At 41.3% G+C, this 26998-nt stretch carries 16 protein-coding genes; 9 read left to right on the forward strand and 7 right to left on the reverse strand.

The genetic code is table 11. The features are described from left to right. Positions 1-130: 130 nt before the first annotated feature. The 5 genes from QNI15_RS24145 to QNI15_RS24165 all read right to left on the reverse strand — a co-directional run bounded on the left by QNI15_RS24145 (position 131) and on the right by QNI15_RS24165 (position 5706). Positions 131-736: a 5'-methylthioadenosine/S-adenosylhomocysteine nucleosidase family protein gene (locus QNI15_RS24145; protein ID WP_314034065.1), complete on the reverse strand. Its 606-nt coding sequence runs from the start codon at positions 734-736 to the stop codon at positions 131-133. A 501-nt stretch (positions 737-1237) separates the two neighbouring features. Beyond that, positions 1238-2263, reverse strand: coding sequence for a zinc-binding alcohol dehydrogenase family protein (locus tag QNI15_RS24150; protein ID WP_314004368.1), 1026 nt, complete (start codon positions 2261-2263; stop codon positions 1238-1240). A 73-nt stretch (positions 2264-2336) separates the two neighbouring features. Next, positions 2337-3125 (reverse strand): SDR family oxidoreductase, encoded by a 789-nt coding sequence (locus tag QNI15_RS24155; protein ID WP_314034067.1) that lies wholly within the window; start codon positions 3123-3125, stop codon positions 2337-2339. A gap of 135 nt (positions 3126-3260) precedes the next feature. After that, a complete protein-coding gene (gene fucP, locus QNI15_RS24160; RefSeq protein WP_314034069.1) occupies positions 3261-4571 on the reverse strand; it encodes an L-fucose:H+ symporter permease in 1311 nt (436 codons plus the stop codon). A gap of 172 nt (positions 4572-4743) precedes the next feature. Beyond that, on the reverse strand, positions 4744-5706 hold the full coding sequence (locus QNI15_RS24165) for a helix-turn-helix transcriptional regulator (RefSeq protein WP_314034071.1): 963 nt from the start codon (positions 5704-5706) through the stop codon (positions 4744-4746). 93 nt (positions 5707-5799) lie between these two features. Here QNI15_RS24165 and QNI15_RS24170 point away from each other — a divergent pair, with 93 nt between their 5' ends. Then, positions 5800-6930, forward strand: a complete 1131-nt coding sequence (locus tag QNI15_RS24170) for an FAD-dependent oxidoreductase (RefSeq protein WP_314034073.1) — start codon at positions 5800-5802, stop codon at positions 6928-6930. Between the two features lie 161 nt (positions 6931-7091). On the opposite strand, the gene QNI15_RS24175 is transcribed toward QNI15_RS24170, so the two are convergent. Further along, positions 7092-7463: a winged helix-turn-helix transcriptional regulator gene (locus tag QNI15_RS24175; RefSeq protein WP_313984692.1), complete on the reverse strand. Its 372-nt coding sequence runs from the start codon at positions 7461-7463 to the stop codon at positions 7092-7094. Positions 7464-7650: 187 nt separating this feature from the next. Between QNI15_RS24175 and QNI15_RS24180 the strand changes: the two genes are divergently transcribed. From QNI15_RS24180 to QNI15_RS24195, 4 genes are all read left to right on the forward strand, one after another. Further along, positions 7651-8949 carry a PQQ-dependent sugar dehydrogenase gene (locus QNI15_RS24180; RefSeq protein ID WP_314034075.1) on the forward strand — a complete coding sequence of 433 codons (1299 nt, stop codon included), beginning with the start codon at positions 7651-7653 and terminating at the stop codon, positions 8947-8949. Continuing rightward, positions 8949-9371: a c-type cytochrome gene (locus tag QNI15_RS24185; RefSeq protein ID WP_390902212.1), complete on the forward strand. Its 423-nt coding sequence runs from the start codon at positions 8949-8951 to the stop codon at positions 9369-9371. The genes QNI15_RS24180 and QNI15_RS24185 overlap by 1 nt, the downstream gene beginning before the upstream one ends. A 113-nt stretch (positions 9372-9484) precedes the next feature. Then, entirely contained in the window at positions 9485-10480 is a 996-nt protein-coding gene (locus tag QNI15_RS24190; RefSeq protein WP_314034079.1) for an aldo/keto reductase, read from the forward strand. A 242-nt stretch (positions 10481-10722) separates the two neighbouring features. Next, on the forward strand, positions 10723-12324 hold the full coding sequence (locus QNI15_RS24195; RefSeq protein ID WP_314034080.1) for a Na+/H+ antiporter: 1602 nt from the start codon (positions 10723-10725) through the stop codon (positions 12322-12324). Between the two features lie 116 nt (positions 12325-12440). Here the strand turns inward: QNI15_RS24195 and QNI15_RS24200 are convergent, their stop codons facing one another. Beyond that, positions 12441-14555 carry a fibronectin type III domain-containing protein gene (locus QNI15_RS24200; protein ID WP_314034081.1) on the reverse strand — a complete coding sequence of 705 codons (2115 nt, stop codon included), beginning with the start codon at positions 14553-14555 and terminating at the stop codon, positions 12441-12443. A 312-nt stretch (positions 14556-14867) separates the two neighbouring features. On the opposite strand from QNI15_RS24200, the gene QNI15_RS24205 reads away from it, so the two are divergent. The 4 genes from QNI15_RS24205 to QNI15_RS24220 are packed head-to-tail and all read left to right on the forward strand — an operon-like array spanning position 14868 to position 26998. Beyond that, positions 14868-18917 (forward strand): T9SS type A sorting domain-containing protein, encoded by a 4050-nt coding sequence (locus QNI15_RS24205; RefSeq protein WP_314034082.1) that lies wholly within the window; start codon positions 14868-14870, stop codon positions 18915-18917. Positions 18918-18957: 40 nt separating this feature from the next. After that, a complete protein-coding gene (locus QNI15_RS24210) occupies positions 18958-20706 on the forward strand; it encodes a hypothetical protein (protein ID WP_314034084.1) in 1749 nt (582 codons plus the stop codon). Between the two features lie 14 nt (positions 20707-20720). Continuing rightward, positions 20721-23057: a fibronectin type III domain-containing protein gene (locus tag QNI15_RS24215; protein WP_314034085.1), complete on the forward strand. Its 2337-nt coding sequence runs from the start codon at positions 20721-20723 to the stop codon at positions 23055-23057. Between the two features lie 20 nt (positions 23058-23077). Continuing rightward, the gene (locus QNI15_RS24220; RefSeq protein WP_314034087.1) at positions 23078-26998 is read left to right on the forward strand and encodes a polymorphic toxin-type HINT domain-containing protein; all 3921 of its coding nucleotides are present in this window, start codon (positions 23078-23080) and stop codon (positions 26996-26998) included.

The raw sequence follows: 26998 nt of genomic DNA on the forward strand, positions 1-26998 counted from the left end.
TACTACATACACCTTTAGGTTAACTGCATAGGACAAGCGTTTAAACCCACACTTTGCTGTTTGAGTCAATTGCTTTTTAGAACTTATGTTTTTACTTAGTAAGTAATAGCAGGCTTTCGGGGAAGCAGATTTATATTACTTCTATCTTTCTCTTCTTGATCTGAAGAATCTCGCCATACGCCACTGCTGCCTTATGCACCTGTACAGTCCAGTCATCAGCAGCGTTCTCATTGGCGCCATCTGAAATATATTTCAGGCATAAGAAAGGAATATTCTCTTTTTGTGCAATCATTGCCAGTGCATAGGCTTCCATATCAACCAAATTGTAATCAGTAGCTAAGTGCCCCATTTCAAAATTATCACCAGTGCCACAAATACCTTTTTCGAGGCCTTCCATTTCTAAACCGTATGCTAAAATAGGTGGCAGATCAGAGAAGGGTGTTTCATATTTCTGGAAACCTAACCCTCTTACATCCATATCACGCTGCACAAAATGTGTACAACAAATGACCTCGCCTTTTTGAAACTGAGCACTGCCTGCAGATCCCAGATTGATAATCAATTCTGGTCTGTTTTTCTGAATAGCCTTGGTAAGCGCGTATGCTGCATTTACCTTACCAATACCTGTAATTACCTTGGTATATCCATCAAATACTTCTGCAGCTTCAGAATCTAACGCAAAGGTAAAAAGGACAGTATCTATAGAGAATACCTTGTATTTATTGATTATTATCATTCGTATTTGGTTTTAACAATCTGTTCTGAAAGTAGTATATCGTACTACAATACAATACCTGACGTAGTTGCTGTTGTAGTATTTTATCAGACAATTTTGTGATCTTCTGTAAGCCTGCCTTTATTACAAGTTGGTTTGTTCCCTCAAAAATATTCTTATTCAGTCAGTTTAACTATGTTGAAGATATGTTTTTTGATAAAATAGTCTCAGAGTGTCACTGATTATGTTCCCTTTATCATTATTATACCTATGCTGAAAACAATCCTGATTTTCTCTATTGTTTCACTGACAGTCTTCATTTTGGGGATACAGTTGTGGATTTTTCGTTATCTGGCTGATGTTGGTCGGGCACACCCAATAGAGCAATAACTTTCAAAGTTATTGCTCTATTGGATAGAATGGGGTTAATAGCTGGACCTTGCTTGTAAATGAAATAGATGTATCAAACAGGTGTTGTGTATACACAGATAAGTATCTGGAAGAAATAATGCTAGCTATAGATTATACTACAACCATTGCTTTAATCACATGCGATTCCGGGTTAAGCCATGTCTCAAAAACAGATGGTAGCTCTTCAAATGCGGCCTGATGTGTGAGCCAGGCTTGTGTATTGATTTGACCACTTTCCATTTGCTGAATAATGTTTTTAAAATCTGCAGGAAGAGAGTTACGGCTGGCGAAAAGTGTAACTTCCTTTCTATGAAAATCCGGATCGAAAAATGTGACATCACCTTGAAAAAGACCTACATATACAAGTTTACCTCCAAATGCCAGATACGAAAAGGCCTTCATCATAGAATGAGAATTACCCGTTGCATCAAAAACAATGGTAGGCAATTTACCTCCCAGCGCTTTTCGCAAATCATTTGTGTTGAATTCAGTTGTGGCTGTAATGCTATAATCGGTATGCATGGCTTGTTTTGCAAACTCAAGGCGTTGCGTACTAAAATCCATAACTGCTACCTGAGCATTCTGAATTTTGGCAAACTGTATCACCGATAACCCAATAGGTCCAGCTCCGATAACCAGTACTATGTCGTTGGCTGAAAGCTGAGCCCTTTGAACGGCATGGGCACCAATACCTAATGTTTCTACAAGAGCCAGTTGCTCATAACCCAACTGGGTTGAACGGTGTAGTTTATTGGCTGGAATTTTTACATACTCACACATACCACCATCTGTATGAACACCCATTACCTTGAGGTTTTCGCAACAGTTGGATTTTCCATTCTGACATGCCTGACAATGGCCACAGTTCAGATAAGGTTCTACGGCAACTTTATTTCCTATCTCAAGTTGCTTTGTGTCAACAGATTTTCCTAGGGCTACCACTTCAGCACCCAGCTCATGTCCCAACACACGTGGATAGCTGAAGAAAGGTTGTTTTCCACGATAGGCATGATAGTCTGTTCCACAGATTCCTATGCGATGTATACGAATCAAGGCTTCATTATCTGACAATACATCATCTACATCCCGTGAGGTAAGATGTAATTCGCCAGGCTGATTTAAAACTATTGTTTTCACGACTTTTACAAAGAAATAAAATGATAGGGCAGCCAGTTCCACTATGTTTAAGATGGAACTGGCTTGTGTAGTGTTACATTTTCAGAATAGCTCTGTCCAGATGTACATAGCCACCATCTACATGGATAAGTTGTCCGGTGGTATGACTGGATGCCTCAGATAACAAGAATACGACCATATTGGCAATTTCTTCAGATGTGGTCATTCGGTTCTCAAATGGAATACGAGCCTGTATTTCCTGAAGCGTTTCGTCTGGGTTTGGCAGTGTTTTGATCCATTTCTCATACAATGGCGTCCAGCATTCCGCTACCACCAAGGCGTTGACACGAATACCGTATTTTAGCAACTCGACTGCCCATTCACGCGTCAGTGCATTGCGGCCACCATTGGAAGCCGCATAGGCGGATGTACCACCTTGTCCTGTTTCGGCTGTTTTGGACGAAATATTGACGATAGAGCCTTTGGACTCTTTCAGAGCAGGCAAGGCATGCTGAGCCATCAGGTAATAATGAATCAGATTCCGGTGCAGTGATGCTACAAAATCTTCATAATTCCCATTTTCCAGACTAACTCCATCATTTACACCAGCATTGTTAACCAGTCCATCGATTTTTCCAAATGCTGTCAGTACGGCATCTACCGTTTTTTTGCATTCAGCAGGTTGTGTAAGTTCGGCTACTACCTGAAATGCTTTATGGCCTTTGGCTAACAGATCGTTTAGTACCTGTAGGTTATCATCCTCGTTGCGACCTACGATAACAGGAATAGCTCCTTCATGAGCCAGAACCCGCACAATACCTTCTCCAATACCTTTGGCTCCTCCTGTAACAATAATGACTTTGTCTTTTAAATGAAGATTCATATGGTTTTAAGAAATTGCGGAATAAAAATCCGAAAGTAGAAAATGATTGGATAAGAATAAAGCAGGAAGTGTGACAATGACAACTATCTGTCTGCTTGTAACACCTCCTGCTATAAATAAAATAGTATATATTGGTTATGCTCTTACTTTGTGACCCTTCCAGCCAAAATAGAAAATAACAATAAAGCACAGCAAAGGAACAATATAGGCTGTCTGAATGGAACTTATGTCAGAGATATGTCCCATGATAAGAGGGAAGATCGCTCCACCTACTATAGACATAATAAGCAGGGAAGATCCCATTTTGGTTTCTTCTTTCAGTGACTGAATGCTGAGAGAGAAGATGGTTGGGAACATGATAGACATAAAGAACTCAACACCTATCAGGGCAAATAAAGAGATCATGCCACCATAACTCACTACCACAGTCAATAAAATCAGATTCATTACTGCATAGATTGTTAACAAACGCTGAGGGGCAATGTATTTCATCAGGAAAGTACCTACAAAGCGACCCACCATAAAGACCAGCAGAGCAGCTGATAAATAATCAGAGGCTTTTTGTTCTTCAATATGTGCTGTCTGGTACAGATAGCGGATAAAGAAACTGGATACACATACCTGTCCGCCTACATAAAAGAACTGAGCTAAAACTCCCCACATCAGATGTTTATGACGCCAGATGCTTTTATTGCCTGATGATAAGTCAATCTCATGGTTATCTTCTTTAATCTCAGGCAATCGGGTACGATAGAGTATAATAGCAATACTCAGTACAATAAATCCAATCACTATATAGGGAAGTTTTACCGAACTGGCTTCTTCTGTCAGAAAGGTATTGAGTTGATCTGGAGACATTGTTGTTTTCTCTGCCTCAGTCAGGTTTTTGCCTGATAGAATCAGACGTCCACCAATAAGGGCTCCCATAGATGCCCCCAATCCATTGAATGACTGAGCCAGGTTGATACGTTGAGAGGCTCCCTCTTTTTCTCCTAATACAGTAACATATGGGTTAGCCGCTGTTTCAAGAAAGGTGAGTCCACTGGCAATGATGAAAAGGGCAGTAAGGAAGAATCCGAAAATCCTAACATTGGCGGCTGGTACAAACAGAAATGCACCTATGGCAAACAGAATCAATCCCCCAATAATACCTGCTTTGTATCCATATTTTTTCATTACTATACCTGCTGGAATAGCCATAGCAAAATAGCCTACAAAAAAGGCCGAATCAATCATAGCAGATTGAAAGTCGGTAAGCTGACAGGCTTTTTTCAAATGTGGGATCAGAATAGGATTAAGGTTGTGTGCAAATCCCCACATAAAGAAAAGAGTGGTCATTAGAATAAACGGAACCAGGTAGGTGTTGGTACTCGATTCTGAGAGAGCTTTGTTGGGTCGGCTGTTATCAGAAACAACGGCTGTGGGTGCATTCTGTTCTTTCCACATAAAGATTTCCAGGTGTTAATAATGATAAATAAGTGTATACCTTTTGGTTGGTACTCTTTACTAACTCTATTCCTGCAAATAAAGTACATTATTAACTAAGAATCGTTAAATTTTTTCTTAATCTTTTCTAAAAAAAGGTCAATAAATTCAAAAGTATCTTATAAAGAGTATTTTAAGAATTGCTATATTGTTTTGGTTTCATTCCGATATGTTCTTTGAATACTCTTGAAAAATGGCTTAAATTGGTGAAACCTAGTTGATAACCGACATCTGAAACTGCTAACTTTTTCTCTTTTAGTAAACGAGCCGCTTCTTTCATCCTGAATTCCTGGTAATAACTAAAAATACTATTACCGAAGATTTGTTTGAATAAACGTTTGAGTTTGGTTGGACTCATATTGGCAAAAAGAGCCAGTTCATGGATAATAGGTGGGGTTTCCAGTCGCTCAAGGATTTGTTCTTTTACTTTGTAAATGATTTGTACATCACGACTGTTCAAAGCATACAACTGCTTTTCGTTCCGTTTTTCCAGTTCCATTAATAATCTACAGATGAGTTCTTCTGCTTTTATTTTCAGAAAAAAAAGCTCAAAAGTTTTGCTAATTGATTCTGACAAAATCTCCTCCACAATTTTCTGTAGGGAAGGATAAAGTAGTTGTTCAAACAGTAAGGGTTGGCTATTCTGTAACAGGCTTTGTAGAATAGGTGATCTATCCGACAGGTCAAAAAGACCATCCAGATAGCTTGCTTCTATTTCTATATTGATAGTGGCAGTATTTGTGTGAATTGAAATCACATCATCTGTATGTAAACGACTGGTTGCAATCAAAACAGAAGGTGTTTCCAATGAGTATTTTTCTGCTGATACAATTTCTGATTTAGGGAAGATGTTCTGAAACTTAAAAAATAGTGTTTTCCTGGCAACATTGACATCCGGGTTTTTAATTAATACGTCCTCATGCAGTTCATAATTGCTGATGATCATCTGGATATTCTCATTAAAAACAAATCCAGCGCAATAACCTGTACCAAAATTTTCAGGGATCTGTATTCTTCTGTTTTTTATTTCCGTTCCCAGTAAATGAGCAAACCTGACCAGAATGGTTGGTACATTTTGTGGTGTGTCTTCTTCCATAAATGTCCTTTACGACTATTTTTCTGTCAAATATAGGTATTTTGTTCCTTTGCTATCATGCAATTTTGTGTTGTCATTAAACAATACAAAATCATGTTACTAGAGAATAAAAAAATAGCCATCATTGGTGCAGGTCCAGTTGGCCTGACTATTGCCAGATTATTACAGCAAAGAGGAGTAGAGGTAACTGTGTATGAAAGAGATACAGACCCTATGGCCAGAATATGGGGTGGGACTCTTGATCTGCACAAAGAATCTGGTCAGAAAGCCATGAAAAAAGCAGGATTGCTGGAGAAATACTATGAACTGGCGGCACCTATGGGAATAATTATTGCCGATGAACACGGCAAGATGTTATCTACCAGAAGCATTACACCGAAAAACCAATATGACAATCCTGAAATAAGCAGAAATGCTTTAAGAAGCATGCTACTTGACAGCTTAGCCAAGGAGACCGTTGTTTGGGATAGAAAATGTACTGGACTGGAGCCACGGGATGGAAAATGGATATTGCATTTTAAAAATAAAACAGATGCAATGGCTGATCTGGTAATTGGGGCAAACGGTGGAATGTCCAAAGTAAGAAGTTATGTGACAGATACTGAGGTTGAAGAAACAGGAACTTTTATTATACAGGGGGATGTACCTCAGCCTGAAATACGATGTCCGGAATTTTACGCGTTGTGTAAGGGTCACAGACTGATGACTGCCAGTCAGGGCAATTTATTAGTGGCTAATCCTTATAATAATGGGGTGTTAACCTACGGTGTGATTTTTCGGAAACCGGAAGAATGGGATCGTGATAATGGATTAAACTTTCAGGACACAAACAGTATTATAACATTCCTCTCCAACAGGCTCTCTCAATGGGATAAACGGTATAGACAAGTAGTCCATTCTACATCACTTTTTGTAGGTTTGCCAACAAGAAAATTATCATTAGATAAACCATGGAAAAGCAACCGGCCTTTACCCATAACACTTATTGGGGATGCTGCTCATTTAATGCCACCCTTTGCTGGTCAGGGTGTAAATACTGGGTTGATGGACACATTAGTTCTGTCTGATAATCTGACGAATGGAAAATTTACCACTATAGAAGCTGCTATTGACGACTATGAACAAAAAATGTTTGTGTATGCTGGCGAAGCACAACTTGACTCAAGTAAGAATGAAATAGAGATGCGGGCTCCTGACTTTTCTTTTCAGGTATTCTTCAAATAAGAAATGGAACAGTTTCTTATTCATTTATCAAAGGTTGTTATTTTTTTAGACGAAAACCGAAGGCTAAGACAAGAGAATTACCTATGTGTATGACCAATTTTATTGAAGATCATGAGAAAATAAATCTCAGTGAGTTTGTTAACATAAAAAATACTATTTACTCATGTGTCCTGAGAAATAGAAGCAAACGACATAGTTTCGGCAAATCCACATAATCCATCCAGCAAGTTGCTTAATTCATATCCTCGTTCGGTAAGTGCATATTCCACTTTGGGAGGGGTTTCCTGTACACTTTTTCGTGTAATGAGTGCATAGTCTTCCAGCAGTCTGAGTCGGTCGGCGAGAATATGATCACTGATATGTTGCAGATCTTCTTTTAAGCTTGAAAAACGGTTGTTACCTTCTTCTATACTAAAAAGAACTTCTGTAAGCCATCTTTTACTTAATAAATGAATCAGCTCATTGAGTGCACACTTATTTTCCAGAAAAGCCTGATTCATAAAGTTGGTTGAAGTAGTTTTTCGTATTGCCATGACTAATTTTTTTATGAGTTATACTTAATGGTATGAGTTGTTGCTTGAGAGGAACAGATGTTTTTACTTTAAGGTTTCAAGAGAAACAGAGACTAAGATACACATTTTTGCTTTGATAGCGGAAATAGGGTCTTATTCTGTTTCATTTTTTAGTTTATACCCTTACATACATTTTATCAACAGATTTATGAAAAAAACAATGTTCCGTGCCTGTGCATTGGTAGTGGCCGTATCGGTTTTTTCAGGTTTCCGTGATAACGGAAAAAATGATGGAACACCTGGGAGCGAGCAACTGGTGATGCAGAAAGAAACCGGATTGAAGATTCCTACAGGCTTTGACGCCACAGTTGTTGCTGAAAACCTGGGGACTGCCCGCCATCTGGTGGTTACACCCAAAGGGAAAATTTATGTAAAGCTTGCCAAGCTGAAAGATGGGAAAGGCATAGCCATGTTAGAGGATACCAATGGAGACGGCAAAGTAGACCAGCAAAAGTTTTTTGGTGATTTTGTAGGAACTGGAATTACAATCAAAGGTAATTATCTCTATGCCTCTTCTAATGAAGAAGTATTCCGGTATACGCTGAATGCCAATGGTGAGGTTACCAACCCCGATAAACCGGAAAAAATAGTAACAGGATTGATCAATCGTCATCAGCATGAATCCAAATCGATTGTATTGGATAACAATGGCAATCTGTATGTAAACATTGGGGCCTATTCCAATGCCTGTCAGGAGAAAGACCGCACAAAAGGGTCTAAAGGGATGACTCCTTGTCCTATTCTGGATTCGGCTGGTGGAATCTGGCAATTTAAGGCTTCTGTATTAAACCAGACGTATGGCAATGGAGTACGTTATGCCACCGGACTGCGCAATGTAGTAGGATTGGACTGGAATACTGCCAGTAACGAGCTTTTTGTGATGCAACATGGACGGGATCAATTATTTCAGTTGTATCCGGATATGTACGATGCAAAGAAAAGTGCCGAACTACCTGCGGAAACAATGTATGCGGTAAAAAAAGGAGATGACTGTGGATGGCCGTATGTATATTATGATCAGTTTCAGAAGAAAAAGATTCTGGCACCTGAATATGGGGGGGATGGTAAAAAAACAGGTGGCGAAAAAGCGCTGGACCCGGTAGTGGCATTTCCTGGTCATATGGCACCTAACGGATTGCTCTTCTATACAGGTTCTATGTTCCCAGCTAAATACGAAAATGGAGCATTTATTGCCTTCCATGGCTCCTGGAATAGAGCTCCTGAAAAACAGAAAGGATATTTTGTGGCTTTTGTTCCATTTAAAAATGGAAAGCCAAGTGGAGAATGGGAAATCTTTGCCGACAACTTTGCCGGAACAGAAGACTTGCAATCACCAGGACAGGCTCAGCATCGTCCTTGTGGACTGGCTCAGGGACCGGATGGTGCATTGTATGTATCTGATGATGCAAAAGGAACAATTTATAAAATCACTTACAAGGGCAAATAATGAAGAGTGTGAGAAAGAGTATACTCGCTGGTATTGTGGGATTGTCATCTGTGTGTATGATGGCACAGCAAAAAACACCTGCGGCAACTGAATCTCCTGTGGCAGCAGGAAAACGAATCTACGAACAACAATGTCTGACCTGTCATCAGGTGGACGGGAGTGGGGTGCCTCATCTGAATCCACCTCTGATTAAAACATCTTTTGTGCTTGGGCCAAAGGAAAAACTTGTTTCCATTCTTTTAAATGGATTAAGTGGAGTGGAAGTAGAGGGTGATTATTATGCCAACCCTATGCCATCTTTTGAGTTTCTGACAGACCAGGAAATCGCTGATGTACTGACCTACATCCGGAGTGATTTTACCAATAACGCTGATGCCGTTCCTGCTGCTCTGGTAAAAAGCCAGCGTGCAGCTAAAAAATAAGTATTTGATTTTAAGCTCTCTTATTACTATCAATGCCAGATCTCAGGCATATAAAGAGGTCTGGCATTGCTTTTTTTGACAAACCCTATCATTACCATTAATTCATATCAATCATGGAATATAGAAAGTTAGGAAATTCAGATCTGGAATTATCAGTTATTACATTTGGCGCTTGGGCTGCGGGTGGCTGGATGTGGGGAGGGACCGAACGGAAAGATGCCGTAAAAGCAATTGTGGAATCCTATCATCAGGGAGTAACCTCTATTGATACCGCTCCTATTTACGGACAGGGAACCAGTGAGGAGATCGTAGGTGAGGCTATTAAAGATATTCCCAGAGATAAAGTGCAGATTGTGACCAAATACGGCATGCGCTGGGATTTGGCAAAAGGTGATTTTGGTTTTTCCAGCAAGAATAATCAGGGACAACCTATTGATATCTATAAATATGCAGGCCGTGAAAGTATTATCAAAGAATGTGAAGATAGCCTGCGTCGTCTGGGGACAGATTATATAGACCTGTACCAGATTCACTGGCCTGATTCTACTACACCGATCCAGGAGACAATGGAAACAGTGGCTCAGTTGATTAAGGACGGGAAAGTACGATACGCAGGAGTGTGTAACTACAATGCAGCCCAGATGCAGGAAGCAGAAAAATACATCACACTTGTTTCCAATCAGGTTCCGTACAGTATGGTAAAACGGGATATTGAGAAAGAACTGATTCCTTATTGTCTGGAACATTCCAAATCTATTCTGGCATATAGTCCACTAGAAAGAGGACTATTGACTGGAAAAATGAAACCGGGGTATACCTTTGAAGCAGGAGATCACAGAGCAGGCTTGTATTTCTTTACCGATGAGAATATCAAACGTACCAATGACGCTTTGGATAAAATGCGACCTATGGCAGAAGATAAAGGTATAACTTTGAGTCAGCTGGTATTACGCTGGACACTACAACAGCCAGGTATCACCATTGCACTGGCAGGAGCACGTAATGCTGAACAGGCTGTTCAGAATGCAAAAGCTGGCTCTGTTGAGCTTACTGCTGAAGAAGTGGCATTGATTTCATCTTATGTAGCTGAGATTAAACTGGTAAAATAAGATATCTTTATTTTTAGTCTGAAACACCAGTCTTTCTATCATTTTCTATGAGGAAGGACTGGTGTTTGGCTTTATGGAAAAGCCACATTTCTTCCCGAATTTGTTTATCCGCAAAGCCTGATAATTCGGGAATCAGATATATTTCTGTATACTTGTACTTCAATCACTTTTCAGATTTGCATTCTATCACCCATTCCAGAACAGGATAGGGTCGAAATCATTTTGTCTATTTCTATTCATCTATGGAGAATCTTGAGATTATTGTACTTCTTTTATTTGGGGTGACCATTCTGGCTTTATTGAGTTATCGGTACAATTTTCCCTTTCCTATTGTATTGGTATTGGCAGGGCTTACAATCAGTTTTATCCCAGGGTTACCATTGGTTACCTTAAAACCGGAAATTGTCTTTCTGATATTTTTGCCTCCTTTGCTATATGGCGCTGCCTGGAATACCAGTTGGCATGACTTCAAAGCTAATATACGTTCTATCTCACTGGCTGCTATTGGACTTGTATTTTTTACTACTGGATTAGTTGGAGTGGTGGCACACTATGTAATACCAGACCTTAGCTGGGCACACGCCTTTTTACTGGGTGCTATTGTGTCACCTCCGGATGCATTGGCAGCTACGTCAGTTACCAAAGGGTTAGGGTTAAATCCTCGTATCATTGCCATATTGGAAGGAGAGAGTCTTGTCAATGATGCCAGTGGCTTGATTGCTTATAAATATGCACTGGCAGCTATCATCTCCGGAACATTTGGGGTGGTAGATGCCGGGATACAATTTGTCTGGGTAATTGTGGCAGGCATAGGGATTGGCTTGCTGATTGGGTATATTATGTTTCAGGTGCATCATCGTTTTGTATGTGACTCTATCATAGAGACCACACTTACCTTTCTGACCCCATTTGCATCCTATCTGATTGCCGAACATTTTCATGTATCAGGAGTATTAGCTGTTGTAACTACAGGTTTGTATTTGTCATTTCAGTCTGGCGAGATATTTTCTACTCAATCCCGGATTCAGACATATGCTGTTTGGGATGTAGTTGTCTTTATTCTGAATGGCCTGATATTTATTTTGTTGGGTCTTCAGTTGAAATATGTTATTAGTGGCATAGAGGATGGTTCTCTGATACAATTGATTATATATGGACTCATAGTGAGTTTAGTGGTAGTCATTGTTCGTTTTATCTGGGTAGTACCCGCAGCTACATTGCCCAGAATATTAAGTAAGCGTATTCGGACAACTGAAACATTTGACAGACGAAATCTGGTAATCTTCGGATGGGCGGGTATGCGTGGGGTGGTTTCTATGGCTGCTGCCCTGTCAATCCCCTTACTGACTGATAGCGGGGAGGCATTTCCTAACAGAAATCTGATTATCTTCCTGACGTTTAGTGTAATTATTTTTACCTTACTGGTACAGGGACTTACATTGCCCTGGGTAATTCGTCGATTGAAAATGCCCAAACACTCTATTGTGGAAGAGGAATACCAGGTGCGTATGAAAATGATTGCTGCATCTATCACTCATATCGAGGAAAATTTATCTCTGACAGAAGACGACTTGCTTACCAAGATCAAAAACAAGTATGAGATTAAATACAATCGTCTGCAACATACCGAACTTCCGGAAGGTTTTTTGGAGAAACATGGCAATCCGGTAGAGGAGATCTTCAACCGGTTTACAGGCATTGAGTTGGAGTTGTTAACTATTGAAAGGGATGTGATTAAAATGCTGCATCGGCAGGGAGGTGCAAGCGAAGAGGTTCTACGCAAAATAGAGCATGAATTGGATCTGGAAGAGAGCCGTTTACAGATGGATTTGTATAAGAGTTAATAGAATGAGTTTTCCGTCTTTATCTATATAGTGGGAAACAGGTCATTGGTGATTAACGCCAGCGGCGGGAGAAATCAAAAGCCCTTGCAGTTATCTTTCTGCAAGGGCTTTTGATTTTAGTAGACAACTTTTACCGGATCACTGAGTTGTGACTGGATTCCTTTCTGGAAGAAAAGTTTGATCTTATATTGGTATTGGGTGTTGACTGTCAAAAGGGTATCCTCAAAAAGCTCCGGATTCCCCTGTAGTGTCTGATAGATCTGGAAGGGTGCGCCTTCTGTGGAACGATAAATAATGCATTTGGTAATAGCATAGTTCGTTGCCGGATATTTCCAGGCCAGCTGAATTCTCTTTTTCGTTCGATCTGCTACTCCTTTTATATTGGCTGGCGCTGGACGGACGCCTGTCTCATACCAGATTTCCGGAGAAATAGCCATTGCCGTATTGCCTGCACTATCCGAAGCCTGGATCACATAGCGGTATGTTTGCCCGAGAAGCAGTCCTTTGTCTGCATAGAATACATGACCTGGTACTACCAGACGTTTCTGACTTTTCCAGTAGGTAGTATGTTTTTGATTGATTACTGTATCTGTTTTTAGCTGACAGAAAAGTTCATGTGTGACTACATCGTCACTGATACTGGGTTGCCATTGGAGCCATACACTATCACTTTTAAGCGATGCCTGTGTAAAAACAGGTGGTGCTGGTGGTACTATATCTGGCCTTTTTAATTGCAATGGCTTGGATGCCAGTGACGGATTAAAGTTTTTGTCAACTGCTACAATATGATAATAAATATTTTGTGTCAGTGTTTGCAGATTGATCGTATCTGTAAATATTGGCTTTTTTAAGATATACTGTGTGCGTTCAATAAAATCTTCATGCAGACTATTGGCTCTGAATAAACGGTAGCCTTGCAAGTCTGAATCTTTGCTGGCATTCCAGGAAAGCTTTACCACACCCAACGAATCAATAGTTCCTGTGAGTCCGGTTGGAATCTGTGGAGGGATCGTATCTTCCAGCTGTACCAGAAACGGAAAGGATTGGGTTAATTCTTTGCCGTCTTTGCCGATTACGCGCAACCGATAATAGTTGTTATTGGAGGTTGGTTTGTCTGTGTAGCTAGTTTGATTGGGAAGAAGGATTTTTTTATTGACATCCACATAACCTCCTTCAGGTTTACCGGAGCGACTCAGAAAAAAGCCCTGAATCTGGTTTTGTTTTTCTGCAGGAAAAGACCAGGTGATGGTAACAGATTGGTTTTGGGTGACTTTTGCGTTTTCAATAATTGCCATTCCTGTCAGATCTTCTTTACCTTTGCCACTTACTACTTCAGATGTGGGCCCTGTTTCGCCAAAAGGGGTAATCCCTTTGATGCGATAGTAGAATGTTTGCTGGTTATCTGCCAGAGAATCAACGAAAAATGCTTCTTCCGGATTGGCAGATTCACTGGTAGAAACATATGGCAGGTCGGTAACAGATTTGAAGGTCTTGCCATCTGTAGATTTTTCAATAAAGTAAGCTGTATAAATACCCTGATGCAGAAATACAGGCCAGCTTAGGGTAACAGACTTGTCTTTGAACTCAGTACGCACCTGTATCGGAACAGGTAATTTGGGTGTTTCTTCTGGATTGACAATAATAACTCCAGGTTCTACTGTCAGATTAGGCGGTTGTTGAGCTAAACGGATGTGGTATACATACCGGGTACCAGGCAAAACCTTCTGATCTACCCACATAAGGCCTGCTGCAATCGCGACCTGAGGTGACAGATCACAGATAAACAGTGCCATACCAAATCTATTTTCTATTTCACGGCTCTTTTTCAGAATGGCAGATGGGCTGGTTGGGTCGGCACTGGAAAACTGGTCACCATACAACAGTTCGTGTACTGCTTCTGCTTTTTCTTCCTTCTGAATCAGTTGCTCCCATTGCTCTTTAGGCAAAGGTTTAATTGGGGCAGTTGTCAGCATTTTACCTTTGCCAGCCAGCTGTTCTTCTACCTTACCTTTTACAGATAGGGTAAAGCGTTCAATGGTATAACCATATTTATTCCCCAGTTGCCACACAATAGGATCTGTAGGTGCCCATCGCAAGGTTACCTGTGATTTTTGCGGATTGGCTAAAACTTTGATTCCATATGAGGTAGACTGTGCACTGCCTTTTTGGGAAAACCACAAAAGGAAGCTAACAAACAAAATACAAGGATAGATAGGGTAACGCTTTTGCATGCCTTATTCTTACAGTAATATCTTTCAAAGATAGACGGATTTAGTGATTACGGTAAAAATAGGATCTGTATAAAGGTAACCGGGATGTAATAAATTTGAATATAAATATAGAGTTCTATGAATCAGTGTAATACGATTTGGTTTTGAGACATACTAAATAGAAGTATTTCTGGATTAAAATCGCAGAAAAAGGGCATATAATATAGAAAAGCCAATTATTACATATGTAGGGAATACAGTGTATATATGATAATTAAACAGGGGTTTGTTGGTAAATAGCATCAGAAAGTAACAGTGGTCAAGACCTAGTTTATGATTAAATTTGTACAATTTTCCCTTGGGCTTTTCTTATTTGTTTTTACAGTTAGTGTTGCACATGCTCAGCAACTACCTATTGAAGTAAATGTGATAAAGTTTTACTCAAACGCCCGGGATGAACATACATTTCATGTTACTACCTCACTGAATGGAAGTAATTATGCAAAGCTTCAGGGCACAGATTGTTTTGCGCACAATGGAGGCAGTAATTCAGATAAGACAGTTGTTCCGGATGGTTCAGAAGGAACAACTCTGGGAGGTGTTTACAAAATTGCAAACACTTTTTCTGGTACGCCTAAAACACTCTATATACAGGTAGAAGGGTACGAAAAAGACAAAGATAATAGTAACCGATGTATCTTTAATGATAATGGGGGTATTTGTGGTGGTGATTGTGCAGATGATTCCCGTGGGTATGGAAAGTGGTCTGTTAACTTAAGTACACTTCGACCCGGGGTTTGGAGCAGTCAGCTTTCTTTCTTTAATAATAATGGAGGAGGCAATGCATATGGGATGATTTTTAAGATTCGTTATGCTATACCTACGCCTCAGGCTCCCGTTCTAATGATGAATGGAAGTACAATTCCTACATCCGCTCAGACATGTGGGCAACAGGAAGTTCAGCTAAAAGCAAACTTTGGTACTACGCTGGCAAACAAGCAGGGATTGCGATATATCTGGGAATATGCTGTTGGAACGCCATTAGTATGGAGATCAGTAACTGCTTCATCGGGAAGTAGTCAGGATAGTATCATTTCGTTTATTCCTACACAACTTGTTAGCCAGGCAGGGAAAACTTTTGAAACCAATCTTAGCATTCGGTTTAGAGTCAAGGCACAGAGTACTGAGTTGGCAAGTTCTATCAGTCCAACCAGATCCTACAATTTCTCACCACCACCACCTTCTGTTGGTGATCCTGCTACAGATATAATTATAAATCCTTCCTGTCCCGGTACTCTGGGAACTGGTACCATTCTGGTTCAGAATATAACAGGATTAAACAATTATCTGTATATCCTTAAAGATGGGGTTAATACCACACCCTGTAGTCCGGAAGAAGGGAACTGTTTTCAGGGAAGTTATTCCGGAACTATGTCTGGAAGTAGTTTTACTATTACAGGAATAAAAGGAGGGCAGTATACATTGTGGCTGGCTAATGGGGGAGATACACTGGGCCTTTGTAGTCAAACCTATACTATTATAGTTCCGGAGACTCCTGTTCTGAGTTTTTCTGGTGCATCATCAGTGGACGCCTCCTGTTATAACACCTCTACAGGATCTGTAACCGTTTCTTCCTCTGGAGGAAGAGAACCTATCGTTTATACGATTAAAAACGGAACAGACATCCGAACACAGACAGTAAACACTACAGATACACCTTTTACATTTACCAATTTGCCAGTTGGCAGTTATGTAGTGAGTGTGAGTGATGCCTGTAATCAGTCACCTGCTACTCAAACAGTGATAATCAAACAGCCGGCTCGCATCACGGTTGGTTTGACAAGTATCGCCGCTTTATGTAATTCGCCAGGCGATGGAAAAGTGCAGACAGGAATCAATGTGTCTAATGGAACATTTGACATCCCGGTTTCTGGCAGATGTGATTATGAAGTTCGCAAATCAGGTGTAGTGGTGCAGAGTGCTTATGATATTACCGGTATGGCTACTACCTTCACCGGGTTAGTTGCCGGAAATGATTATACACTTCGTGTAAAAGACCATTTGTCTGCTGACTGGTGTAGTGGAGAGGAAAAAGCGTTTGTGATTGATGCACCACCTGCTATACCTGCACCAGCCATTACTATTGGAAATGTAGCTTGTCCGGGAGGGGCTGATGGAGCTCTCACCATCACAGGTACAGGGGGCGATGGAAAATACCAGTATACTCTCAAACGTATCGCTGATGGACAAACTATATTCCAAACAACTGATACCTATATATCGGGTTTGTCTGCGGGGTCCTATCAATTGATTGTTACTCGTATCCATGCTACTTGTTCGGACAGCTATACGTATCCATCCACTATTGTCATTACTCAACCTAATCCTCTGGCAATTACTTCCAGCAAGACAGACATTACCTGTTATGGAATGGGAGATGGAAAGATAACGGCTACTCTCAGTGGAGGAACTGCCCCCTATACCTTATATTATAAGAGAGACGCCGATGCCAGCTGGATTTCACTGACAGGATTGACTGTGAATAATCTGGATAAGGGTAACTATCAGTTACGGGTAGTGGATAGCCACAATTGTGAAACAGTTAGTTCACTCATCAGTATTGCAGAGCCTGCCTTACTTCAATTAACAACTGTAAGCCGGAAGGACATTGTCTGTTTGGGAGATAACGGATTTATAGACATGACCGCCACAGGTGGGACATTACCCTATACTTTTGAATACTCTCTGAACAATGGAGCCTGGACTGCATTTGATAAAAATACACCTCTTGCTATTGGTAGTTATCAGGTTCGGGTACGTGATGCACGTGGCTGTGTAACCGTTCATCCTTCCAATCTCTCTATTACGGCTCCAGCGTCTGCACTGGATTTTAGTTATACAGTATCTGATTACAATGGATACAATATTTCCTGTTTTGGAGGTAATAACGGTACACTCACCTTTGCAGCTACAGGTGGAAACGGAGCCAGTTACAATGGGTATCAGTATGCAATAGATGGAGGAACATACCAGAGTGCGGTTTTGATTGAAGGGATTACTGCTGGCACCCATACTTTCTCTGTGAAAGATGGTAGAGGATGTGTGGTTACCAAATCGGTTGTATTTACCCAAATCCTTGACAAACTAAATGTTCAGTTAGAGAGCAAGCAGAATGTAATCTGTGCAGGGGATGCAACAGGCAGTGTTACTGTAAAGGCAACAGGAGGGGTGGGCCCCTATAGTTATAGTCTTAATGGAGGCAGCTATCAGAGTTCCCCTACGTTCTCTTCTCTGCCAGCGGGAAGTTATCAGATCAGTGTTCGGGATCAGAATGGCTGTAGTATCAGTCTGACTGAAAACATCAGTAGTTTATATGCACCGATTGTAGCCAATGTATATACAGAAAATATCCGTTGTAAATCAGGTCAGGACGGATTGATTTCTCTTTCTGTCTCAGGAGGAGTTGCTCCCTACAGCTATCAGTGGAGTGGCATGAGTAGCAACAGTGAAACAGTAAGTGGTCTTTCGGCTGGTACGTATTCAGTAAAAATTGTAGATGCAGTCGGTTGTAGCATCAATCTATCGGCTACTTTGAGTGAGCCTGTCGCATCAGTGAGTCTATCCACAAAAACTACACCTGTTTGTTATGGACAGACAACAGGGTTGATTGTGATAAAAGCCAGTGGAGGAACACCACCTTATCTGTATTCAGTAGACAATGGATTGAGTTATCAGTCAGATCCTTCTTTCTCTACTGTAGGAGTAGGAACCTATCCGCTGGTAGTACAAGACAGCCAGGGTTGTAGTGTGAGTGGAACAGCGGTAGTAGGCTTACGTAATGATCAGCCAATGGTAGATTTTATCGTAGCCAGCAGTCAGCAGGCACTGGATACGTTGTATCTGGAAGATATCAGCTTACCCAAGCCAGATTCTGTACACTGGGATTTTGGTGCAATGGCCGATTGGATTGATACCTCTATGTTTTCTCCCGCCATACGATTTGCTTCAGAGGGCAGTTATGCCGTTTCGATGACAGGTTACTTTGGTGGTTGTGCCTATACCATCAGCCGAACACTGGTGATTGCTCCTTATGACCCCAATCAAAATCCGGTCACGATTCCCGATTATAACATCATCAAAAAATTCAGTGTAAGTCCTAATCCGAATGACGGACAGTTTGTCGTCAGTGCTGAACTGATCAAAAAACAGCAGGTTATGCTGGTGATTACCGATTTGCTGGGCAATGAAAAATTCCGGAAAAAATGGGACCGTACCTCTCAGCTTTCAGAATCCATTTTCCTAAACGTGCCTTCGGGGTTGTATATAGTCAGAATCATTACTGACAACGACGCCCGTGAAATACGACTCTCTATAAACCACTAAGCCTGGCTGTGAATGATTGACTATTGATTTTCGATTGTAGATGAAACACCTTTATATACTCTTTATTCTATATCTGCTTTTTGTTCCATTTGTCATACGTGCACAGAATCTGGAAGAGATTGGCATCAAGAAAGGAGCTAAACTTTCGGGTTCTGTGAATTTGAATGCTGTCGGATATGCGGCCAAAGGCATCGAAGCCCGGCGTGATCCGTTTAACTGGTTTTTGTCCGGCAATCTCAATGTGAACTTGTTTGGGTACAATGCGCCGCTTTCGTTTAGTTATAGCAATGCTGGTGGTAATTTCACCCAGCCCTTTAACCAGTTTAGCTTTGCCCCTCAGTACAAATGGGTGAAAACCTACATTGGGTATAGTTCCATGACCTTTTCACCTTATACCCTGGCAGGCTATACCTTCTTGGGTGGAGGTGTAGAGGTGACTCCCGACAAATGGAAGATTGCTGCCATGTATGGCCGTTTGAAAAAAGCCGTATCCTATAATCTACAGGATTCTACACAATATACTGAAGCCTCCTATAAACGGATGGGGTATGGATTTAAAGTAGGTTACGACAACAATGGCAACACTGTTACAGTCAGCCTGTTCCAGGCGAAAGATGATATAAACTCCCTGCCTTTTGTATTACCGGAGAGTCAGATTACCCCTCAGCAGAACATAGCTGTGAGCCTGGGAGGCCACCTGAAAGTTACCTCTGCCTTGTTTATCGAAGGCGAATACGGCTTGTCGGCATTGAACACAGACATTCGTAAAAACAAAGAATCCATAGATACCATTGCAATTGCCAATCATAACCTGATTCAGGGACTATTGCCTCAGAACTCTACCCAGCGGTATTATGATGCATTTAACGGAAGTGTAGGGTATCAGGGAAGCTGGTATAAACTACAGGTTAAGTACGAACGCATTGCACCTGAATATACTACACTGGGGGCTTATTATTTCAACAACGACATGCGCAATATCACCATTGTGCCAGCTGTACAGTTGTTTCAGAACAAACTCACCCTGTCGGCCAATGTCGGTTTGCAGCAAAACAACCTCGACAAAACCCGCAATGCCACCACCAAACGGGTAGTAGGAGCTTTGAATGCCACCTATGCGCCAAACGAGAACTGGAACTTTGCCGGAAACTACTCCAACTTTTCGAGTTACACCAATATGCGGCCTCAGCTAGATCCGTATTATAAGAATACACTTGACACCCTTAACTATTATCAGGTAACCCAGACGTCCAGTGGTACGGCCACCTATTCTTTTGGCGACAAAAACCAGCGTCAGTCCATTATGCTGATGGGGTCTTATCAGCGGGCCAACACCCATGTCGGGTATGCAGAAGGCAACGACCTGTCGGACTTTTATACAGGCAATTTAGCCTACAGCTATTCGCTGGCGCCCAAAAGTCTGACACTGGCAACAGCGTTTAACTACTACCTGAGCAATGCCAGCACTGTAAACAGTCTCTACTGGGGACCTACCCTGAGCGTTACCAAAGGTCTGCTGGCTAAAACTTTGCGTAGTTCACTGGCTAGTTCCTTTAACAAAACCACTGCCAACGGTGCTTCTTCCGGACCTGTCTGGAACAACCGGCTAAGCCTAAGTTATAGTCCTAAAAAAGCAGGAGGGGAAAAGCAGGCCGGACGACACAATGCCATGCTGGGTATAAACCGGATGCAGAAGTTTGCCGGAACAGATACCGGAACCAGCAATACCACAGCCTCCAAAAAATATACGGAATGGACCATTAACTCGAGCTATACCTATAGCTTCTGACAGAAGAATATTGCATGAGATATATCAACCGCATGAAAGCGAATGTAGTACAAACAAAAATAAGGTATCTGTATCTGTGGCTGGTCTGTAGCCTGCTGGCTTTTCCGGCAGCAGCCCAGCAGATTCAGCCGTTGCAGCTGACAACCCAGCTGATACCTCCTTATTCGCTTAATCTGGCTGATTATGCCAGTGAGGGCAATGAAAAAATCCGGGTCATTGTATTACAGCGTGATCTGTCCCGGCCTGAATATCAGGTTCGGCTGGTGCTGCGGGTAGAGCTCAACGGCAAAACGATTTTGCAGACGTCGCCTTCCTTTCAGCCACCGCCCATCACCCTGGAGCCGGGCACACCAACCATTCTGTCAGGAGCCGACCTGGCAGCTTATGTCGACAGCCGGAACCTGACCTTTATCGGGCTGGACCGGAACCAGTATGAGAAAACAAAGACCCTGCCGGAAGGAAGTTATACCTTCTGCTTTACAGCTTATGATTACCGCCGTCAGGATGTGGCTGTATCCAATGCTGGCTGTGCCCTATATTTTCTTTCTAAAAATGAACCCCCGCTCATCAATACACCTGCATGTGGAAGTAGGGTCACTGCCCGCGATCCCCAGCAGATTATCTTTTCGTGGTTGCCCCGCAATACAGCTTCACCCACTTCGGCAGCCAACACTGAGTATGAGTTTTCGCTGTATGAAAACCGTATCAAAGGGCGAAATATAAACAATGTAGTCCAGACTTCAACTCCCATCTTTACCACCCGAACCGACTTTACCCAACTCGTCTATGGCCTGAGTGAACCCATGCTGATTGACTCGATGGAGTATGTCTGGCGGGTACGGGCTATCGACAAGGAGGGCAAAGATGCCTTTCGCAACAACGGATACAGTGAAGTGTGTTCTTTTTTGTATGGAGGCAACAAAGCCACCTTTACCCTGGGACAGGTACAAAACTTTCGAGTAGAAGCCCAGACCTATCGACGGGCACAGATGAGCTGGACTGTGGATGCAGCTCAGTTTGATTCCTACCGGATCGAATATAAAAAGAAAGGAGATGGCTACGAATGGAACCGTATTGAGGAGAAAGGGACGGAAGAGAAAGATTCTGCCTATGTAAAAGTATTTGATCTGGCCGCCAATACCGAATACGAAGCTCGTATTCAGGGAAAAAAAGAGGGCTTTATGGGTCCGTACTCAGCCATTACTACTTTTAAAACCCCAGAGAGAGTAGCAGTGCAGTGTGGTGATTCGACCAGTCAGACCGCTCAACAACTGGGGGAACCGCTGCGTAACCTGCTTGTGAATGAATCAATCACTGCCCGTAGTCTGGACATCACGCTAACGGAAGTGAGAGCTGCCAATGGTCAGGATGGGTATTACAGTGGAGAGGGCAGGGTAGCGGTTGGGTTTCTGGCAGGAGCCAGCTTTGGGGTAAAGTTTGAGAATGTGTATGTGAATGAAAACCGTGAAGTGACTCGGGGAACCATCTACTTTCTGACTATGCCGATTGAAGAGTGGGTAGATCAGACCCTAGCCAATCAGGCAGCCAGAGATTCGGTCAGAACGCTTTCCAAACAGCAGGAAGAAAACCAGGAAAAGTATGCCGACTACGAGTTTTCCGATAAGATAGCGCTGTATGACAACATTGCCATTGCTGACATTCAGGTAGGATCGGATGGAAAGGTGACTCTGGTAGATGAGAAAGGCAAAGCCTACACGGCTCGTACACAGGAGATATCCCAGAAACTGGACAAGCCCCTGATTGTCGAAGACAAGAACGGAGATCAGTGGATAGTCGAGAATGGGAAAGATCCTGTCAAAGTGCTTGGTGGCGGACTGCCGGAAGTTAATACTTCAGGAATAGGGGCTAAAGAATTAAATATTGTGAAAAAAGCATTGAAAGAGCTTAGACAAGAGTATAACTCGGAACGGATAACACTTCTGGAAAAAGAGGCTGCTACTAAAATTCAGACAGCAGATCAATTGCTGAAAAATCAATGGTCTACCGGAGCTTCACAAACAACGGAAATAGATCCATCTGCTACACTGGAAATTATTCAGACAGATATGCCTTTGGAAGATACTGAAAAAGACAGAGCAATAAGTAAGTATAAACTGGCTGAGTATGAATTAAATACCGCTATTGTAATATACTGGTTTAGTAGAGATTCCAATACCCGGAAAGACTACCGCTATATTACCGCTGCACTTTCTATGCATGAAACAACTGCAGCTTCGTATCTGGAACAACAACTAAAGGAAGGACGACCAGAAGCTGAGTTAATCGCAGAGACAAAAGAGGCATTGAAATCTTTGGTGAAACAAGTAATTCAGGATTATATATATAAATGAGAAATCTATATTTTCTAGCTATGAAAGACATTATATGGTTAGTAGTTACATTGCTGCTAGCTATTACACCCGCGTACGCTACTAATCCAGAACTGAAAGGAGTAGATCCTGTCTTGTCTGGTAATTCTAAAGAAGAATTAATCAAACAAACTGTAAAAAAGATTGTAGAAGCTGAAACCAGAAACAGAGCTAACTTTAAAACTAAAAATATATCCCGAAATCAATACATTATCGAGTTGGATCCAAACTGGATTGAAGAACGGGGAGAACGCACAACAAAATTTCTGGAATCCAATTATGAGGCTATTGCTTCTCAGTTACGTGAGTTTAATAATCCACGTTCAGATAGTTTGAGATTTTATGTGGTGGTAGTAAATGACTGGAAGCTTCGTTTAGATGAACGCCTTCGATTAGATTCACTTCCTGTCACACTTGATTTTAATGAACTGGGTAAAATAGCCGCAAAACAGAGTGAAGATCAGAAAAAGCGGGTTGCGGCTGAGATGTCTTCTGTTCCCAGCCAGATAAAAAATGCACTTACAGACAAAGGCTTTACTGAGATTGTCATCTATTTTGCCGGATTATTGGATGTAGAAGAATTTCGCAATGAGAACCTTTCCAGCCAATTGTATCAGTATACAAGTTTGCTTGCTTCAGGTAAGCGATTTGATGTGGAGACTATCAATGAAAATGGGGCAAAAGTAAAAGTCAATGAAGTAGGAGTGCGCAATGCTGCACATGCCAGTATAAGTGGTACAACTGATAAAAGAGTTCAGCAGGCCGTTTTAAATATTATTAATGCCATTCAGAATCTGGACAAAAATTATAAAGATCCTGCCATTGCGTGTTATGATACCTATCAGGATTTATACACTAAGACAGCTTCTTACCGTACACAGGAGGCTATCCTGAATGATGTAAAAAAAACTACTACATTATTTGATAATGCACAGGCTAACAGCTGGTCTACGAATTCAAGCTATCAGTACCTGGTAATGGATAAACCAGAAGAACTGGAAAGTGCAGATGATTTTGTGCGATTTGAGTTATCAGATAAATTGAAAGTTCTGGAAAACAATAGCACCAGGCGGTTGTTTGTCGTCTTTCAGGAGTTGTCCTATATGCTTTCTCCCGAAGAGGTTAACAGCTTTGCAGAGAAAGTGGCCAGTCAGTCAAAGTTTTATAAACCACAGGATATTTTAGTCGTGGTGGCGTATGTTCGTTCTTTGTGTGTGAATTATGAAAAGCCGGGATTCTTTGGGCCTTTATGTAAAAGTGCAGCCAGAACACAGGTAGGAATATATTGTCAGGAAGGGAATCTGGTAGAACAGATGGCTGCGGGTTTCAGAGCCAGTGGAAGCTGGTCAGACAGATTCAATCAGGCCTACAGCAAAATACCTAAAAAACACATTGTTCTTAAATATGCTATATCCTATTATCTACTGGTAAAACAGTATGCAACCGAAGTTTCTGATGACTATGTAAGTGGATACGATAAAGTATATGATCTTCAGATATTGGTTGATGACCGTTTACGTAAATATATAGAGGCTCAGGCTGCTTATCATCGGGCATTGCGCCAACGTTTTCCAAATGAAAATCGGATGACTGAAGCATTGACTGCACTAGAAGCGATTCCTTCCTTGCCAGGCACATCCTCACTGTTGAGACATGGATTAAAAGAAAGCGCGTTAGCTAAATTTAAAAATGATCAAAGAGGTACATATAGTGAGGTGAGCGACCAGTTTGTCCGGTGGTTTATTGCCGGTAAGCATGTAGAAGCCGATCCTCTGTTGCGAGTGAGCAATTGGTTAGATCAGAGTACAAACTCTCCAGCAGATATTGCTTTTCTCAAAGGGGTAAATCCTATTGTGTTGGAAAGCTATTATACTATGTTAGATGCTGCTGGTATGGCTCTTAATTTTGCTGAGCTGGACTGGATTACAGATGGGCTTGGCTTTCTGGTTGCAGGTTATTATCAGGATACAGAAAATCAGATGATGTATGGTGTCAGTTTGGTTATACCTGTTGGTAGTTTAGTCGTTCGGTCAGTAGGTAAAGGGACTAAACGCATACGCAAAACCCTTCAGGGATTAGAACTGGTAGATGATGCATGGTTGAATGGCAAATGGGTGGTATCCAGTATGTCGCTAGCTTTGGGTGGCGTAACAAAAGATACCTACAAAGGCACAAAAGTCTGGTTGGAATCACTATCTGGTAAGTTGAAAGTATATCACTCAGAAGGTATATTCAGTCTAGCATATCTGGATAACACGAATGTAGAAAGAGAAATTGCAAAAGTAACTTCAGAAGGCGAGATTGTTGCGACAAAGATTATAAACGATCCGGAAGAGGTACTTTCTGCCGTTCCGGATGGTCGTATTTATCCACCTGACTCACAGGAACCTATTGATGGTTTTGGTCTTACCCGTGATAGAAATGGGAATCTGGGTTGTAGTGGCGGATTTTGTTTTGTAGCTTCGACACCTGTATGGGTAAGTGAAAGCGGTCAAAGTCGTCCAATAGGAGATTTGCATGTAGGCGAAACTGTAGTTGCTCAACATGTATCCAGTAGCGAAACTGCTCTGCAAAAGATAGTCTCTATCAGTCGCAATCAGGTAAGCCGTCTGGTCCGTGTTATTGTTGGCAGCGATACTATCTGGAGCACAGTAACTCATCCGTTTGTGAGTGCAGACGGAAAAACGATTCCAGCTGGCAATCTTCGTAAAGGCATCTGGCTTAGAAAGGCAGTTGTTTCTGTAATACTCGCTTCCAGTGCTGTATTTGTGCCAGAGGACCAGGCCGTTGCAGTAGATAGTGTGGCGATTGTCGATACCTCTGCAACAGTCTATAATCTGAAAGTAGAGCACTTTGATGCCTATCTGGTTGGACAACAGGGGATGGTGGTTTCAACGATTTGCCCAGTATTACAAGACCTGCAAACTCAGTTAAATGTTGAATTTAAATTTTTGAAAGAATCTCCTTTCAAAAATTTAACAGACCTGGAAGCAAAGCTTACAGATATAAAGAATTTGTTTACTCAGAAAGCAGATGTATTTACAACATTTGATAATTTGACCAATGTACAAAAAGAGTCGTTTTTACGCAGTCTGTTAATTAATAATGGAAATGTGACACCTGATGTTAATCGGTTACGCAATCATATTAATGAGATTACGCCAGATCATATTCGTGTATGGGCGTTGCTAGATCAAAATAACAAATATCCTCATGTAAAAACCGACTTTGTTTTTCTGAATACGAATAAAGAAAAACAAACCTTGGCTCAACTAGAGGTAGCAATGGATGTAAACAAGCGACTAGAAGAAGCTAAAAAATTGGAAGTGGATTTTCCAGCAATAGCTGCATTTCTTAGAGAGGCAGCCAACTCGAGTTTATATCGGGGAAAATTGTTGAAATCTATTCAAAATCTATACAAAAACAAAGGAGATAATTTTATTGTATTTATAGAATTTTATAAGAATGATCCTGTATTGTATCCTCAACTTGTGGCCCTGAAAAATAAAGATTGGGAAGATATCTATTCGGATCTTGAAGCTATATTTAAAGGGACAGAATTTAATGCTCACCACATTATTCCTGCTAATCTTTTGTATAATAATGAAACATTGCAAAAGGTACTACAATGGGCAGCGAATAACTCGCAAAAACTAAAAAATCTAAACTTGGAATTGTTTGATTTTAATGATATTGACAATCTGGTTTTTTTGCGGTTAAAAAATCATACAGGAGATTGTTGGGGACATAATGTTTACGATGTTGCAATCAATGCTAAAATACTAAAATTACAGACTTTTCTGAGTTCAAATAAAGAACTAGATGCATTCAAAGGACTAAAGAAGATTATTTCCGATTATAATCAGAAAATTAAAAATGAAATAATAGGCACGGCAGGTAAATTAGATCAATTAACTAACTAA

The sequence above is a fragment of the Xanthocytophaga flava genome, assembly GCF_030068545.1.
Lineage (GTDB): Bacteria > Bacteroidota > Bacteroidia > Cytophagales > 172606-1 > Xanthocytophaga > Xanthocytophaga flava.